General features: G+C 63.0%; 11 protein-coding genes. All 11 read left to right on the forward strand.

Annotation, left to right across the window (positions count from 1 at the left end; translation table 11 throughout):
• The gene (locus H3221_RS06390) at window positions 1-1,434 is read left to right on the forward strand and encodes a sigma-54-dependent transcriptional regulator (RefSeq protein ID WP_196473613.1); all 1,434 of its coding nucleotides are present in this window, start codon (window positions 1-3) and stop codon (window positions 1,432-1,434) included.
• Between the two features lie 769 nt (window positions 1,435-2,203).
• Window positions 2,204-3,598, forward strand: coding sequence for a polynucleotide adenylyltransferase PcnB (locus tag H3221_RS06395; protein ID WP_196473612.1), 1,395 nt, complete (start codon window positions 2,204-2,206; stop codon window positions 3,596-3,598).
• Window positions 3,598-4,083 carry a 2-amino-4-hydroxy-6-hydroxymethyldihydropteridine diphosphokinase gene (folK, locus tag H3221_RS06400; RefSeq protein ID WP_196473611.1) on the forward strand — a complete coding sequence of 162 codons (486 nt, stop codon included), beginning with the start codon at window positions 3,598-3,600 and terminating at the stop codon, window positions 4,081-4,083. The genes H3221_RS06395 and folK overlap by 1 nt, the downstream gene beginning before the upstream one ends.
• Window positions 4,084-4,356: 273 nt before the next feature.
• A complete protein-coding gene (gene panB / locus H3221_RS06405) occupies window positions 4,357-5,157 on the forward strand; it encodes a 3-methyl-2-oxobutanoate hydroxymethyltransferase (RefSeq protein WP_196473610.1) in 801 nt (266 codons plus the stop codon).
• Window positions 5,154-6,011, forward strand: coding sequence for a pantoate--beta-alanine ligase (panC, locus tag H3221_RS06410; protein WP_196473609.1), 858 nt, complete (start codon window positions 5,154-5,156; stop codon window positions 6,009-6,011). Before panB ends, panC begins: the two co-directional genes overlap by 4 nt.
• A gap of 80 nt (window positions 6,012-6,091) precedes the next feature.
• Window positions 6,092-7,756, forward strand: coding sequence for a glucose-6-phosphate isomerase (gene pgi / locus H3221_RS06415; protein ID WP_196473608.1), 1,665 nt, complete (start codon window positions 6,092-6,094; stop codon window positions 7,754-7,756).
• Between the two features lie 159 nt (window positions 7,757-7,915).
• Complete coding sequence (gene acs, locus H3221_RS06420) at window positions 7,916-9,853, forward strand: acetate--CoA ligase (protein WP_196473607.1); 1,938 nt, start codon at window positions 7,916-7,918, stop codon at window positions 9,851-9,853.
• 70 nt (window positions 9,854-9,923) lie between these two features.
• Window positions 9,924-10,796 (forward strand): oxygenase MpaB family protein, encoded by an 873-nt coding sequence (locus H3221_RS06425; RefSeq protein WP_196473606.1) that lies wholly within the window; start codon window positions 9,924-9,926, stop codon window positions 10,794-10,796.
• 96 nt (window positions 10,797-10,892) lie between these two features.
• On the forward strand, window positions 10,893-11,909 hold the full coding sequence (locus H3221_RS06430; RefSeq protein WP_196473605.1) for a class I SAM-dependent rRNA methyltransferase: 1,017 nt from the start codon (window positions 10,893-10,895) through the stop codon (window positions 11,907-11,909).
• A gap of 103 nt (window positions 11,910-12,012) precedes the next feature.
• The gene (locus tag H3221_RS06435; RefSeq protein WP_196473604.1) at window positions 12,013-14,895 is read left to right on the forward strand and encodes a DUF748 domain-containing protein; all 2,883 of its coding nucleotides are present in this window, start codon (window positions 12,013-12,015) and stop codon (window positions 14,893-14,895) included.
• Window positions 14,892-15,200: a DUF2845 domain-containing protein gene (locus H3221_RS06440; protein WP_196473603.1), complete on the forward strand. Its 309-nt coding sequence runs from the start codon at window positions 14,892-14,894 to the stop codon at window positions 15,198-15,200. The genes H3221_RS06435 and H3221_RS06440 overlap by 4 nt, the downstream gene beginning before the upstream one ends.
• Window positions 15,201-15,205: the final 5 nt, after the last annotated feature.

Here is a 15,205-nt window from a genome sequence, read left to right on the forward strand (position 1 = left end):
ATGCCACATATTCTTATCGTCGAAGACGAAACCATTATCCGCTCTGCCTTGCGCCGCCTGCTCGAACGCAATCAATACCAGGTCAGCGAAGCTGGCTCGGTACAGGAAGCCCAGGAACGCTACAGCATTCCCACCTTCGACCTGATCGTCAGCGACCTGCGCCTGCCCGGTGCACCGGGCACCGAACTGATCAAACTGGCCGAAGGCACCCCGGTGCTGATCATGACCAGCTACGCCAGCCTGCGCTCGGCGGTGGACTCGATGAAGATGGGCGCAGTCGATTACATCGCCAAGCCCTTCGACCACGATGAAATGCTACAGGCCGTCGCCCGCATCCTGCGCGACCGCCAGGAAGCCAAAAGCGCACCGACGCCTACTGCTGCCAGCAACGCGCGCAGCGGCAATGCCGAAAAGGTGGTGGACAACGCCAATGGCGAGATCGGCATCATCGGTTCCTGCGCGGCCATGCAGGAGCTCTATAGCAAGATTCGCAAGGTAGCCCCCACCGACTCCAATGTGCTGGTGCAGGGTGAGTCCGGCACGGGCAAGGAGCTGGTTGCGCGCGCCCTGCACAACCTTTCCAAGCGCGCCAAGGCCCCGCTGATTTCGGTGAACTGCGCCGCCATTCCGGAAACCCTGATCGAGTCCGAGCTGTTCGGCCACGAGAAAGGCGCCTTCACCGGCGCCAGTGCCGGACGCGCCGGCCTGGTCGAAGCGGCCGATGGCGGTACGCTGTTCCTCGACGAGATTGGCGAGTTGCCGCTGGAAGCCCAGGCGCGCTTGCTGCGCGTACTGCAGGAAGGCGAAATTCGTCGGGTCGGGTCGGTGCAGTCGCAGAAAGTGGATGTGCGCCTGATCGCCGCCACCCACCGCGACCTGAAGACACTGGCCAAGACCGGCCAGTTCCGTGAAGACCTTTATTATCGTCTGCACGTCATCGCGCTCAAGCTGCCAGCATTGCGTGAACGAGGCAGCGACGTGATCGAAATCGCCCAAGCCTTCCTGGTGCGCCAGTACACACGCATGGGCCGCGAGCCGCTGCGTTTCGCTCATGACGCCGAGCAGGCGATCCGCCACTATCCCTGGCCGGGTAACGTGCGTGAACTGGAGAACGCCATCGAGCGTGCGGTGATTCTCTGCGAGGGTGCGGAAATTTCCGCGGACCTGCTGGGCATCGACATCGAGCTGGACGATCTGGATGACGAGGACTTCGGCCTGCCGGCGGCAGGCGGACAGAGCAGTGGCAATAGCCACGAACCTACCGAGGATCTGTCACTGGAGGACTACTTCCAGCACTTCGTCCTCGAGCATCAGGACCACATGACCGAGACCGAGCTGGCCCGCAAGTTGGGCATCAGTCGCAAATGCCTGTGGGAACGGCGTCAACGCCTGGGCATTCCGCGACGCAAATCCGGTGTGACCAGCGGCCCTTGACGCCACGACCTCGGTGACAACCTGCCCGCGCACGGGTTCCACAAGTTGTTACCGTTTCAATATCTCGTAACAAAGGCCGGGTCTATCGGTAACGAAAGCCCGGCCTTTTTCTCCCCCACCGAACCCCCATGATTGCCGCAAACCCTTGATTTACAAGGATTCGCAAAAACTGGCACGGCATCTGCTTTATCTCTGGCACAACAACAATAACAAGCAATGCCCTACACAATAAGAACAAGACGTAACGACTCCAGAACAACAAAAACAACAAGGTACGGAGGCGCAGCTAACTGATTCTTTTGGAGAGGAGTTGCCACGAGGGGTTCGCCCCAGCGACCAGACTGAGAACAATAAAACTGCCTCAAGGCAGCGCCGGAACTGGTTGATTAAGGCAGCATCAGCGTCCAAAGAAATCCGTTTGCTATTGGCTCCCCTCTCTGGGGAGCACCCGGTAAGCCACGGCAAGCCGGGAAGGGCCGAACAACAAAAACAACAGGCCCTCAACAACAATAAAAACATAGCACGCACCAACTTGGGGGGGAGCTTCGGCTCCCCCAGTAGCTTACGGTCCTCGAATCCCCGCCTGCCGCCCTTCTACACACCTTCTCCCTACACGATGCTAGAATCCGCTGCAATCATGCGGTCATCGTTTCGCATGCAGTTGAAAAACCTTGCCGAAGCAAACTGCTTTTAACGCCGTGATGCTCACGCAATTTGATTTTCAAGCGCATGCGCAGCAGGCCGACCACTACTCCAAACAGTGCATCCCATGCTGAAAAAGCTGTTCAAATCTTTCCACTCACCTCTGCGCCGTGCACCACGTCCACGCAGCACTCCCGAAGTGCTGAGCAGTCGTCAACACCCGCTCAAGCGCAACGAAATCAGCCGTCATGCCATAAGTGTGGTCGAACGCCTGCAGAAGGCCGGCTACCAGGCCTATCTGGTCGGCGGCTGTGTACGCGACCTGCTGCTGGATATTGACCCCAAGGATTTCGACGTGGCCACCAGTGCCACGCCCGAACAGGTCCGCGCCGAATTCCGTAACGCACGGGTGATCGGCCGCCGCTTCAAGCTGGTACACGTTCATTTTGGTCGCGAGATCATCGAGGTGGCCACCTTCCGCGCCAATCACCCTCAGGGTGATGAGGAAGAGAACAGCAATCTGGCGTCACGCCACGAGAGCGGCCGCATTCTGCGCGACAACGTCTACGGCACACTGGAAGACGATGCTCAGCGCCGCGACTTCACCATCAATGCGCTGTACTACGATCCGACCCAGGAACATATCCTCGACTACGCCCGCGGCATGCACGATGTGCGCAACCATCTGGTGCGGCTGATCGGTGACCCGGAACAGCGTTACCTGGAAGACCCGGTGCGCATGCTGCGTGCGGTGCGTTTCGCTGCCAAGCTCGACTTCGAGATCGAGAAGCACAGCGCCGCGCCGATTCGCCGTCTGGCGCCAATGTTGCGCGACATTCCCTCAGCGCGTCTGTTCGACGAAGTGCTCAAGCTGTTCCTCGCCGGTTATGCCGAGTACACCTTCGACCTTCTGCTTGAGCACGATCTGTTTGCCCAGCTCTTCCCGGCCAGCGGCGCGGCGCTCAAGCAGAATCCGCAGTACACCGAGAAGCTGATTCGCCAGGCGCTGATCAACACCGACGACCGCATCCATGATGGCAAATCGGTCACGCCAGCCTTTCTCTTCGCCGCACTACTGTGGCCTGCGCTGCCGGCCCGCGTGCTGCAACTGCAGAACAAGGGCATGCCGCCGATTCCGGCGATGCAGGAAGCCGCCCATGAACTGATCGCCGAGCAGTGCCAGCGCATCGCCGTACCCAAGCGCTTCACCATCCCGATTCGCGAGATCTGGGACATGCAGGAGCGCCTGCCGCGCCGCAGCGGTAAACGCGCCGACCTGCTGCTGGAAAACCCACGCTTTCGCGCTGGCTACGACTTCCTTCTGCTGCGTGAACTGGCCGGAGAAGACACCGGCGGCCTGGGCGAATGGTGGACGGACTATCAGGACGCCAACGACAGCGAGCGTCGGCAGATGATTCGCGACCTCGCCAGCAAAGGCGAAAGCGCCGGCAACGCGCCGCGCAAACGTCGCCGCAGCAGCAACAATCGCCGTAAGCGCAGCGACGAAAGCGGCGGCGAGTGATGGAGCGGGTTTACATCGGCCTCGGCAGCAACCTGGCCGAACCACTGCAACAGCTGCGCGCGGCCTTGCACGCCATCGCGCAATTGCCGCACAGCCAATTACAGGGGCATTCGTCGTTCTACATCAGCGATCCTCTTGGCCCGGCGGATCAACCGCGTTACGTCAATGCCGTGGCGGCGCTGGATACCGATCTGGAGCCGTGGCAGTTGCTCGACGCACTGCAACGCATCGAGCAGGAGCAAGGCCGCGTACGCAAGGCCGAGCGCTGGGGCCCACGCACACTGGACCTGGACATCCTGCTATTCGGTGAGCGCCTGATCGACGATGAGCGTCTGACCGTGCCGCACTACCACATGCAGGCGCGCCCCTTCGTGCTCTATCCGCTGGCCGAACTGGCCGCTGAGCTGCAACTGCCGGATGGCCGCAGCCTCGATGCGATGCTGCAAGACTGTCCATTTACCGGCCTGGAACGCCTGGCCGAGTAGCCCAGCCGGCCTCTGTGGCAGGGGCCTCAGCCGCGACCCGACAAGCTCGCCGCAGAAGCGCATCCCACAGGGCGGTCCCTTGCGCCCCCCGACATCCCGCGCATTGGCGGTAACGCTAGTAACAGAGCGGTAACACCTGCAATTGACTTCACGCCCCCCCATCAGGACTATAGGCGTCCCGCCGCCCTGCGCGGGGCGCACCTTTGATGCCAATCCAGGCCGGATTGCAGCCAGATAGAAGCGGTATACCGAGCCTGAGCGAGGACCTTTGAAATGCCTGACGTTACCCTGACCACCCTGCAGAGCCTCAAGCAGAACGGTGAAAAGATCGCCATGCTGACCTGCTATGACGCCACCTACGCCCATGCGGCCTGCCAGGCGGGTGTCGACGTGTTGCTGGTCGGCGACTCCCTGGGCATGGTCCTGCAGGGCCACAACAGCACCCTGCCGGTCAGCGTTGAGGAAATGGCCTATCACACTGCCTGCGTCAAACGCGGCAACCAGGGCGCACTGATCGTCACCGATCTGCCATTCATGGCATACGCCACCACCGAGCAGGCCTTGCACAACAGCGCCAGGCTGATGCAAGCCGGTGCCCACATGGTCAAACTTGAAGGCGCTGGCTGGCTGGCTGAGCCGATTCGGCTGCTGGCCGAACGTGGCGTGCCGGTGTGTGCGCATCTGGGCCTGACCCCGCAGGCGGTTAACATTCTCGGCGGCTACAAGGTTCAGGGTCGTCAGGAGGCGCAGGCACGCCAGATGCGCGCCGATGCCATGGCGCTGGAACAGGCCGGCGCGGCCATGCTGCTGCTCGAATGCGTGCCGAGCGAACTGGCCGCAGAAATCACCCAGGCGGTGAAGATTCCGGTGATCGGCATCGGCGCTGGCAGCGCCACCGATGGTCAGGTACTGGTGCAGCACGACATGCTCGGGCTGTCGCTATCGGGCCGCGCACCGAAGTTCGTGCGTAACTTCATGGAAGGCCAAAATAGCATTCAGAGTGCCTTCAGCGCTTATGTAACGGCCGTGAAGGACGGTAGCTTTCCTGCAGCCGAGCATGGTTTCTCCGCATGAACATGGTGAAGACCTTGCGCGAATTGCGCGCAGCCATTGCCCAGGCACGAGCTGAAGGCAAGCAGATCGGCTTCGTGCCGACCATGGGCAATCTGCACGCGGGCCACGTTTCGCTGGTGGAGATCGCCGCCCAACGCGCCGACTTCGTGGTCGCCAGCATCTTCGTTAATCCACTGCAGTTCGGTGCTGGCGAAGACCTGGACACATATCCGCGCACCCTGGCCGCCGACCAGGAAAAACTGCTGGCAGCAGGCTGCCACCTGCTGTTTCACCCCGATGTCGCGGAAATCTATCCGCACGGCATGGGTGACCAGACCCGCGTCAGCGTGCCCGGTGTTTCCGAGGGGCTCTGTGGCGCGAGTCGCCCGGGGCATTTCGAGGGCGTCGCGACGGTGGTGACCAAGCTGTTCAACATGGTCCAGCCTGATCTGGCCGTGTTCGGCGAGAAGGACTACCAGCAACTGGCGGTAATCCGCGCACTGGTGCAGGACCTGAACATGCCGATCCAGATCATCGGTGCGCCGACTCAACGCGCCGAGGACGGCCTTGCCCTGTCCTCGCGCAACGGCTACCTCAGCGACGCACAACGCGCCACCGCCCCTGCGCTGTATCGGGGCCTGCAAACGATTGCCGAAGAACTGCGCCGTGGCGCTCGCGACTACGCACGGCTTATCGACAGCACTCAGGCGCAGCAACGCGCCGCTGGTTTCATCCCCGATTACCTGGAAATCCGCAATGCGGTGAATCTGCGTCCGGCACAGCTCGACGACCATCACCTGGTGATTCTGACCGCCGCGCAGCTGGGTAGCACCCGCCTGATAGACAATCTGGTGGTTGAACTGCCACGCCAGTAGCTGCCTGCAAAGGCAGCCGGTTAAACTCTCAAAGGCCCGGATCGATCCGGGCCTTTTGCTTTTGTGGATCAGGAGCTCCGATGGCCTATTACCAGCAGCCTCAAGACGTCACCACCCTGCCCGCCTGGCAGGCCCTGCAGCAACATCGTACCGAGATGGCCGGTTTCAGCATGCGCGAGGCCTTCGCTGCGGACACGAGGCGCTACCAGCGTTTTTCTCTCGACAGCTGCGGGCTGCTGCTGGATTACTCGAAAAACCTGATCGATGAGCGCGGCCTCGAGCTGCTGATTCAACTGGCCGAGCAGGCCGGTCTGCAGGAGTCCATCGCCAACCTGTACAACGGTGAGCAGGTCAATGCTTCGGAAGGCCGCGCCGCGCTGCATACGGCGCTGCGCAGCCCGATCGGCCGCCGTCTGCTGGTCGACGGCCATGACATCATCCCCGAGGTCCATCGCGTTCTGAATCAGGTCACCGAGCTGGTCAGTCGCATTCACAGCGGCCTGTGGCGCGGCTACAGCGAGAAACCGATCAAGGAAGTGGTCAACATCGGCATTGGTGGCTCGTTCCTCGGTCCGCAACTGGTTTCCGAAGCGCTGCGCCCGTTCACGCAGCGCGGTGTGCGCTGCCACTACCTGGCCAATATCGACGGCAGCGAATTCCGCGAGCTGACCGCCCGCCTCGATCCGGAAACCACCCTGTTCATCGTTTCCAGCAAGTCCTTTGGCACCCTGGAAACCCTCAAGAACACCTTGGCCGCGCGCGACTGGTACCTGGCCATGGGCGGCCCGGAAGAGCAGTTGCACCGCCACTTCATCGCGGTGACCAGCAACCGCAAGGCCGCCATCGAATTCGGTATCGGCGAAGAGAACATATTCCCCATGTGGGACTGGGTCGGCGGGCGTTACTCGCTGTGGTCGGCCATCGGCCTGCCCATCGCCCTGGCCATCGGCGTGTCCAACTTCAAGGAATTGCTGGCCGGCGCCTACGCCATGGACCAGCACTTCACCCAGGCGCCACTGGCCGAGAACATGCCGGTGCTGATGGCCCTGCTGGGCATCTGGTACACCAATTTCTGGGGTGCGCAGAGCCACGCGATCCTGCCCTATGATCATTACCTGCGTAACTTCACCAAGCACCTGCAACAGTTGGACATGGAGTCCAACGGCAAGAGCGTGCGCCAGGACGGCACGTCACTGGACATCGCCACCGGGCCGATCATCTGGGGCGGCGTCGGCTGCAACGGCCAGCATGCCTACCACCAGCTGCTGCATCAGGGCCGCCTGTTGGTCCCGGCGGACTTCATCGTCCCGGTCAACAGCTACAACCCGCTCTCCGACCATCACCAGTGGCTGTTCGCCAACTGCCTGTCGCAGGCCCAGGCATTGATGCAGGGCAAGACGCGCGAAGAGGCCGAAGCCGAACTGCGCGCCAAGGGATTGAGCGAAGACGAGGTGCAGCGCCTGGCGCCACACAAGGTGATCCCCGGCAACCGTCCGAGCAACATCCTGGTGATGAATCGCATCGCGCCGTTCGAGCTGGGCGCGCTGGTAGCGCTGTACGAACACAAGGTATTCGTGCAGAGCGCGATCTGGGGCATCAATGCCTTCGACCAGTGGGGCGTGGAGCTGGGCAAGGAGATGGGCAAGGAGGTCTATCAGCGCCTGACAGGCCAGCTCGACGGTAGCGCATCGGATGCCTCGACCCAGGGTCTGATCGCCCATTTCCGCGAGCATCATCGCGGCTGATCCCACCTCTTGTCGCAGCCCGGCGCCAAGCGCTGGGCTGCGCCCCTGCTTTCGTCGCCTCGACTACGCCCTTTCCCTGGAACATCGCCCCTTGAACCAAGCACCTGCTTGGGTGCACCCTTGTGCCTGTTGCGGACAAACAATTACAAGGACCCCGCCATGTTCGAGATCACCCGTCACCCCGTGGCCGACGCGGTGCGCCAGCGTGCACACCTGGATAACGACGCCTATCTGCGCCTATACCAGCAGTCCGTCGAGCAACCCGATACCTTCTGGGCCAAGCAGGCCAAGGCCTTCCTCACCTGGTTCAAGCCCTGGGATCAGGTCCACAGCAGCGACCTGAAACAGGGCCGCGCCGAGTGGTTCAAGGGCGGCCAGCTCAACGTCGCCTACAACTGCATCGACCGCCATCTGCAACAGCGCGGCGAGCAGGTCGCCATCATTTGGGAAGGCGACAATCCGGCCGAATCGGCGCATATCACCTACAACAAACTGCACCACAACGTCAGTCGCCTGGCCAACGTGCTCAAGCGCCGCGGCGTGAAAAAGGGCGACCGGGTGTGCATCTACATGCCGATGGTGCCAGAGGCGGCCTACGCCATGCTCGCCTGCGCGCGCATCGGCGCGGTGCATTCGGTGGTATTCGGCGGTTTCTCCCCCGATGCCCTGCGCGACCGCATTCTCGATGCCGACTGCCGCACCGTGATCACCGCCGACGAGGGTGTGCGTGGCGGCAAGTACATCCCATTGAAGAACAACGTCGACAAGGCCCTGCAGAGCTGCCCGAACGTCTCCACCGTGGTGGTGGTCGAGCGCACTCAGGGTGACGTCGCCTGGGTGGAGGGCCGTGACCTCTGGTACCACCAGGCGCTCAAGGAAGTCGATGCCGACTGCCCGGCCGAGCCGATGGACGCGGAGGATCCATTGTTCATCCTCTACACCTCGGGCTCGACCGGCAAACCCAAGGGCGTGCTGCACACCACCGGCGGTTACCTGCTCGGCGCGGCGATGACCCACAAGTACGTGTTCGACTACCACGAGGGCGACATCTACTGGTGCACCGCCGATGTCGGTTGGGTCACCGGGCACAGTTACATCGTCTACGGCCCGCTGGCCAACGCCGCCACCACGCTGATGTTCGAAGGCGTACCCAACTACCCGGACGCCTCGCGCTTCTGGCAGGTGATCGACAAGCACCAGGTCAACACCTTCTACACCGCTCCCACTGCCCTGCGCGCGCTGATGCGCGAAGGCGAGGCGCCGGTCAAGAGCACCTCGCGCAGCAGCCTGCGCCTGCTCGGCACGGTAGGCGAACCGATCAACCCGGAAGCCTGGGAATGGTACTTCCATGTGGTGGGCGATACCCGCTGCCCCATCGTCGACACCTGGTGGCAGACCGAAACCGGCTCCATCCTGATCACCCCGCTGCCCGGCGCCACCGACCTCAAGCCGGGCTCGGCCACCCGCCCCTTCTTCGGCGTGCAGCCGGTGCTGCTCGACGAACAGGGCAAGGAGATCGACGGCCCCGGCAGCGGCGTGCTGGCCATCAAGGCCAGCTGGCCGAGCCAGATCCGCAGCGTCTACGGCGATCATCAGCGCATGATCGACACCTACTTCAAGCCCTACCCCGGCTACTACTTCACGGGTGACGGCGCACGCCGCGACGAGGACGGCTACTACTGGATCACCGGGCGCGTGGACGACGTGATCAACGTCTCGGGGCACCGCATCGGCACTGCCGAGGTGGAAAGTGCCCTGGTACTGCACGATGCAGTGGCCGAGGCGGCAGTGGTCGGCTACCCGCACGACGTGAAGGGCCAGGGCATCTACGCCTATGTCACCCTGATGAATGGCCAGGAGCCATCCGACGAGCTGAAGAAGGATCTGCTAGCCCTGGTCGGCAAGGAGATCGGCAGCTTCGCCAAGCCGGAGCTGATCCAGTGGGCGCCGGGTCTGCCCAAGACCCGCTCGGGCAAGATCATGCGGCGCATCCTGCGCAAGATCGCCTGCAACGAGCTGGAGAACATGGGCGATACCTCGACCCTGGCCGACCCGAGCGTGGTCGACAGCCTGATCGAGCAGCGCCTCAACCGCTGAGACTCACGCCCGGCCTGAAAGGGCCGGGCGCATCTTGCCTTGTGCCTGCCAAGCGCTGAAACTGCGCGCCATGGAAAGCCTACGTCGTCAGATCGAAAAACAGGTGCACAGCCTCACCGGCGCTTCGCTGGGCGTGCTCGACCTCGACCAGCCGCGCGGTGATGCCGGCCTGTTCGGCCCCGAGTCGATGGTTTGGAAAGTCCACGCCGACTTTACCGCGATGATGGTCGGCGGCATCTCCGCCCTGCTCCTGCAGATGCTCCACCCGCTGGCGCTTGCCGGCGTGTGGGACCACTCCACCTTCCGCCAGGACATGCTCGGCCGCCTGCGCCGCACCAGCCTGTTCATCGCCGGTACCACTTACGGTGGCCTGCACGACGCCGAGCGACTGATCGACAAGGTGCGCACCATCCATCTGCAGGTGATCGGCAGCGCGCCGGACGGCCGCCCTTATGCCGCCAGCGATCCCGAGCTGCTGACCTGGGTGCATGTCTCCGAGGTCAGCCAGTTTCTCGCCGGTTACCTGCGTTATGTCGACCCGCAGCTAGCGGTTGCCGAGCAGGATCGCTACTACCGCGAAGTGGCGTTGATCGCCGAGCACCTCGGCGCACAGGACGTGCCCACGTCGCGCCAGGCCATCAGTGACTACCTCGAGCATATGCGTGCGCAGTTGCTGTGTGACGAGCGCACCCGCGAAGTGGTGCGACTGCTGTATGCCGCACCGATGCCCAATATCCTCGCCAAGCCTTTCGGCAACCTGATGATGCAGGCCGGCGTTGACCTGCTGCCGGACTGGGCCAGCGATCTGCTCGGCGAACATCAGGCTCCCTGGCGCCGTCCGCTGATTCGCAGCAGCGTACAACGCACCGCCTCGCTGCTGCGCTGGGCGATTCGTAACAGCGCCGCACAGCGCGCCCACCGTCGTCTGCTGCCAATCTCGTAGGGCAGAGGTACGACCCGCCGCCAGCATGCGCCACGCTCTCGAGCAGCGGCTTTTCTTGCTAGACTGCTGCCCTTTCCTTTCTCCGAGACGCCGCGCATGCCTTCTCTTGACCAGGCGCTGCGCGCCGCCCTCGCCACTCGCGAAAACCTGCTCGCAGACCTGCACGCCCAGGGCACCGACTGCTACCGGCTGTTCCACGGCAGTCAGGAAGGCGCGCCTGGCCTGACCGTCGACCGCTACGGCCCACAGCTATTGGTGCAGAGCTTTCATCAGCCGCTTGCAGCCAGTGATCTGCACAACATCATCGACAGCGTCGAAACCCATCTGGGACAGCCGCTGCTACCGGTCTACAACGACCGCTCCAAGGGCAATTCGCGGATCGATCGCGACCCGAGCCTATTCCAGGCCGACGATGCGGCACTGGAGGACATGGTCGGCCGCGAATGGGGGCTGAATTACCGCGTACGCGGTCGGCATGCCGGACAGGACCCGCTGCTGTTTCTCGACCTGCGTAACGCCCGTGGCTGGATCAAGGCCAACAGCGCCGGCAACTCCGTGCTCAACCTGTTCGCCTATACCTGCGGCGTCGGTCTATGCGCCGCAGCGGGCGGTGCACGCGAGGTAAGCAACCTCGACTTCGCGCAGGGCAACCTCGCCGTGGGCCGCGAGAACGGCGCACTCAATCCCGAGCTACCCGCCATGCAGTTCATCCAGTCCGACTATTTTCCGGCGATTCGTCAACTGGCCGATCTACCGATCAGCAGCCGCCGCGGGCAAAAACTGCCGAGCTATCCGCGCCTGCAGCCGCGCCAGTTCGACCTGGTTTTCCTCGACCCGCCCGCCTGGGCCAAGAGCGCTTTTGGCACCGTCGATTTGCTGCGCGACTATCAAAGCCTGCTCAAACCGGCACTCCTGGCCACTGCCGAGGGCGGTACGCTGGTGTGCAACAACAACCTGGCGAAGGTGGAGATGAATGACTGGCGCACGCAAGTGCTGCGCTGCGCCGAGAAGCTCGGCCGCCCGGTGCAGGATTGCCAGGTGATAGTCCCTGCGCCGGACTTCCCTTCGCAAGACGCCAGACCGCCCCTGAAAACCCTGATCCTGCATTTGTGAAACGGGAAAAATCATTCACTGCGAATACGGCTATAACGACCGGAACTGAACCGTCGTGCCATACTCCAAATCGTCTCCTCGTCTGGATAGATGACGCCAAGCCATGCCCAAAGGACTGAAGCGCGCGCTGAGCGCACTGTTGATCACCGTTTTCCTCTACAGCCTGATCGGCTTTCTGATTCTGCCGGGCATCGCCCTGCGTATCGCCAATCAGCAGTTGGCGCATTACGCCACCGTGCCCGCCTCGCTGCAGCGCGTGCAGCTCAACCCCTTCACGCTCGAGCTGAGCCTTTGGGGCCTGCGTGTCGGGGAGACTGACCAGGAGCAGCTCAGCTTCCAGCGCCTCTACGCCAATCTGCAGAGCGACAGCCTGTGGAGCGGTGCCCTGCACCTGAGTGACGTCGAGCTCGACGGCGCGCGCACCGAGATACTCTTCAGCAAAGATGGCACGCTCAATCTCACCCGTTTGTTCAACCTGCCGGAAAGCCAGGCCGAACCCAAGGCCGAGAATAGCGAGCCCTTCCCGCTGCGCATCGACAGCATTCGTCTGCGCGAAAAGTCACTGCGCTTCCAGGACCTGCGCCCAAGCGAGGCGGTCGAATTCGCCTATGACGCACTCGACCTGGAACTCAACAACCTCAGCACCCTGGCCGGCGACAACGCGGAAATGACCATGACCGCCAGTGGCCCGCACGGCGCCAGGATAGACTGGCGCGGCCAGGTCAGCCTGACGCCGATCACCTCCAGCGGCAGCCTGAGCGTCAGCGATGGCCGCCTGAGCACCTTCTGGCCTTACGTGCGCGACGCCTTGCCGCTAGTGCTCAAGGAGGGCCAGGTCGATCTCAGCAGCGACTATCGCCTCGACCTGTCCAGCGGCACCGAACTGCAACTGAGCAAGATCAAGGTGCAGTTGGCCCCCTTCGCCGTCGACGATCCGCAAGGCAAACCGCTGGTACGCCTGCAACGTCTGGATATCGACAACACCAGCCTCGACCTGGCCAAGCAGCAGGTGGTGGTCGGCCAGGTGCGCAGCCAGGGCCTGGTGGCCTGGGCGGCGCGCGAAGCCGACGGCCAACTGGACTGGCAGAAACTGTTCGCCAAACCCGAAAGCCCCCAGAGCCAGGCCCCCGCCCCCACGGAGCAGGCCGGCGCAAGCAAGCCCTGGCAGGTACTGCTGCAGGATGTGCAACTGCGCGACTACAAGGCCCACCTGGCCGACCGCGTACCGCAGCAGGAAGTGGCTGTGGAGATCGGCCCGCTGAACCTCGACCTGAAGAACTTCGACAGCCTCGGCGACAAACCTTTCGACCTCAGGCTCGACACCGGCCTCGGCAAGCAGGGCAAGCTGCAGGCGGCCGGCAACGTACAACTGAGCCCACCCAGTGCTCAGCTCAAGGTCGCCACCCAGGACATCGATCTGCGCCTGGCGCAGGCCTACCTGAGCCCTTTCATTCGCCTGGAACTGCGTAGCGGCCTGCTCGGCAGCGACCTCGACGTGCAGCTCAAGAGTACCGAGCCGCTGGCGCTCAGCGTCACCGGCAGCGCTCACGTCGATCAGCTGCACACCCTGGATACCCTGCGCGAACGCGATTTCGTGCGCTGGAAGCAGGTAAGGGTCAATGGTCTCGACTACCGCCACGGCGAAAGCCTGGCCATCGAACGCGTGGAGCTGGATCAGCCCTATGCGCGCTTCGTGATCAACGAGAATCTGACCACCAACGTCAGCGAGCTGATCGTGCCGCAGCCGGCGGCACCGAAGGAGAGCAAGACCGATGCGGGCAAGCCGCTGGCGATCCGTATCGGCGCCGTGGCCATCAACGACGGCTCGGCCAACTTCGCCGATTTCAGCCTGACACCCAGCTTTGCCACCGCCGTTCAGCAGATGAACGGACGCATCGGCGTACTCGACAATCAGAAGCCGCAAGCCGCCAGCGTCGATATCCGGGGCAAGGTCGACCGCTACGCGCCAATGAGCATCAAGGGCAAGCTGACGCCGTTCGATCCGCTCAACAGCCTGGACATCGCCACCAGCTTCAAGAATGTCGAGCTGACCACCGTCACCCCCTACTCCGGCAAATTCGCCGGTTATCGCATCCGCAAGGGCCGCCTCAACCTCGACCTGCACTACCGCATCGAGAAGGGCCAGCTAAATGCCGAGAACAAGGTGCTGGTGGAAAACCTGCAGCTGGGCGAACGTGTCGACAGCCCCGACGCAGTGGACCTGCCGATTCGCCTGGCAGTCGCCCTGCTCAAGGACACCCAGGGGCGCATCGCCATCGAGTTGCCGGTACAGGGTGATCTCAACAATCCGCAGTTCAGCGTCATGCCCATCGTCTGGCAGACCCTGCGCAATCTGGTGTTACGTGCAGCCCAGGCGCCATTCAAGTTCATCGCAGGGCTGGTAGGTGGCAGCAACGTCGATCTCAGCACCGTGCCGTTCGTCGCTGGCTCTGCAGAGCTGGAGGCAGACGCGCGCCAGGCACTGGACACGCTGGCCAAAGCGCTCGAGGAACGCCCGAATCTGCGCCTGGAGGTTGAAGGCCAGGCCGCGCAGAGTGCCGACGGCCCGCTGTTGGCCGAACAGCGTCTGCAACGCGAATTTCGCGAAACCTGGTACAAGGTGCTGCAACGCCGCGGTGACAAGGTGCCCGCCAGCCCCGATGAGTTGACGGTCGCTGAAGACGAACAGGCCGCGCTGCTCGAAGGCATCTATCGCACGCGGCTCAAGCAGCAGCCGCCTGCCGAATGGAGCGAGCTGGACAGCGAGCAACGCCAGCAGAACATGCGCAAGGCGGTGCTGGACTCCTGGGCTCAAAGCAAGCTGCTGTTGCGCCAACTGGCTCAGCAACGTGCTGCAACGATCAAGGATTATCTGGTTGAGCAAGGTGGGTTGTACGATGAACGCGTCTACCTGATCGATGCCAACCTGGGTGAACCCGAAGCCGATGGCCGCGTGTTCACCACCTTGCACCTGGACAGCCAATGATCATGCGCCGCCTATCCATCACCACGCTCACCATCTTGGCTGCCGGCCTGATCAGCATCGGCGCGCAGGCCGACACGCTGCGCTGTGGCAGCTCCCTGGTCAGCCTTGGCGACCGCACGTTCGAGGTCGAGCGCAAATGTGGCGCACCAGTGCACCGTGATCCGGTCGGCTACACGCTGGGCTCCTATGATCGTCGCGAGTACATGATCGAGGAATGGGTATACGGCCCGAGCAACGGCATGCTCAGCATCCTGCGCTTCGAGGGTAACCGTCTGACCACCATCGAACGTCGTCGCGAACGCTGAGCAGG

The sequence above is a fragment of the Pseudomonas chaetocerotis genome, assembly GCF_015712105.2.
GTDB lineage: Bacteria > Pseudomonadota > Gammaproteobacteria > Pseudomonadales > Pseudomonadaceae > Aquipseudomonas > Aquipseudomonas chaetocerotis.

What these genes read in the sequence shown, in the direction of transcription:
- panB (WP_196473610.1), top strand. Translation starts at nt 4,357, where the DNA reads ATGCCTGACGTTACCCTGACCACCCTGCAGAGCCTCAAGCAGAACGGT.
- folK (WP_196473611.1), top strand. Translation starts at nt 3,598, where the DNA reads ATGGAGCGGGTTTACATCGGCCTCGGCAGCAACCTGGCCGAACCACTG.
- H3221_RS06440 (WP_196473603.1), top strand. Translation starts at nt 14,892, where the DNA reads ATGATCATGCGCCGCCTATCCATCACCACGCTCACCATCTTGGCTGCC.
- H3221_RS06435 (WP_196473604.1), top strand. Translation starts at nt 12,013, where the DNA reads ATGCCCAAAGGACTGAAGCGCGCGCTGAGCGCACTGTTGATCACCGTT.
- pgi (WP_196473608.1), top strand. Translation starts at nt 6,092, where the DNA reads ATGGCCTATTACCAGCAGCCTCAAGACGTCACCACCCTGCCCGCCTGG.
- H3221_RS06425 (WP_196473606.1), top strand. Translation starts at nt 9,924, where the DNA reads ATGGAAAGCCTACGTCGTCAGATCGAAAAACAGGTGCACAGCCTCACC.
- H3221_RS06430 (WP_196473605.1), top strand. Translation starts at nt 10,893, where the DNA reads ATGCCTTCTCTTGACCAGGCGCTGCGCGCCGCCCTCGCCACTCGCGAA.
- panC (WP_196473609.1), top strand. Translation starts at nt 5,154, where the DNA reads ATGAACATGGTGAAGACCTTGCGCGAATTGCGCGCAGCCATTGCCCAG.
- H3221_RS06395 (WP_196473612.1), top strand. Translation starts at nt 2,204, where the DNA reads ATGCTGAAAAAGCTGTTCAAATCTTTCCACTCACCTCTGCGCCGTGCA.
- acs (WP_196473607.1), top strand. Translation starts at nt 7,916, where the DNA reads ATGTTCGAGATCACCCGTCACCCCGTGGCCGACGCGGTGCGCCAGCGT.
- H3221_RS06390 (WP_196473613.1), top strand. Translation starts at nt 1, where the DNA reads ATGCCACATATTCTTATCGTCGAAGACGAAACCATTATCCGCTCTGCC.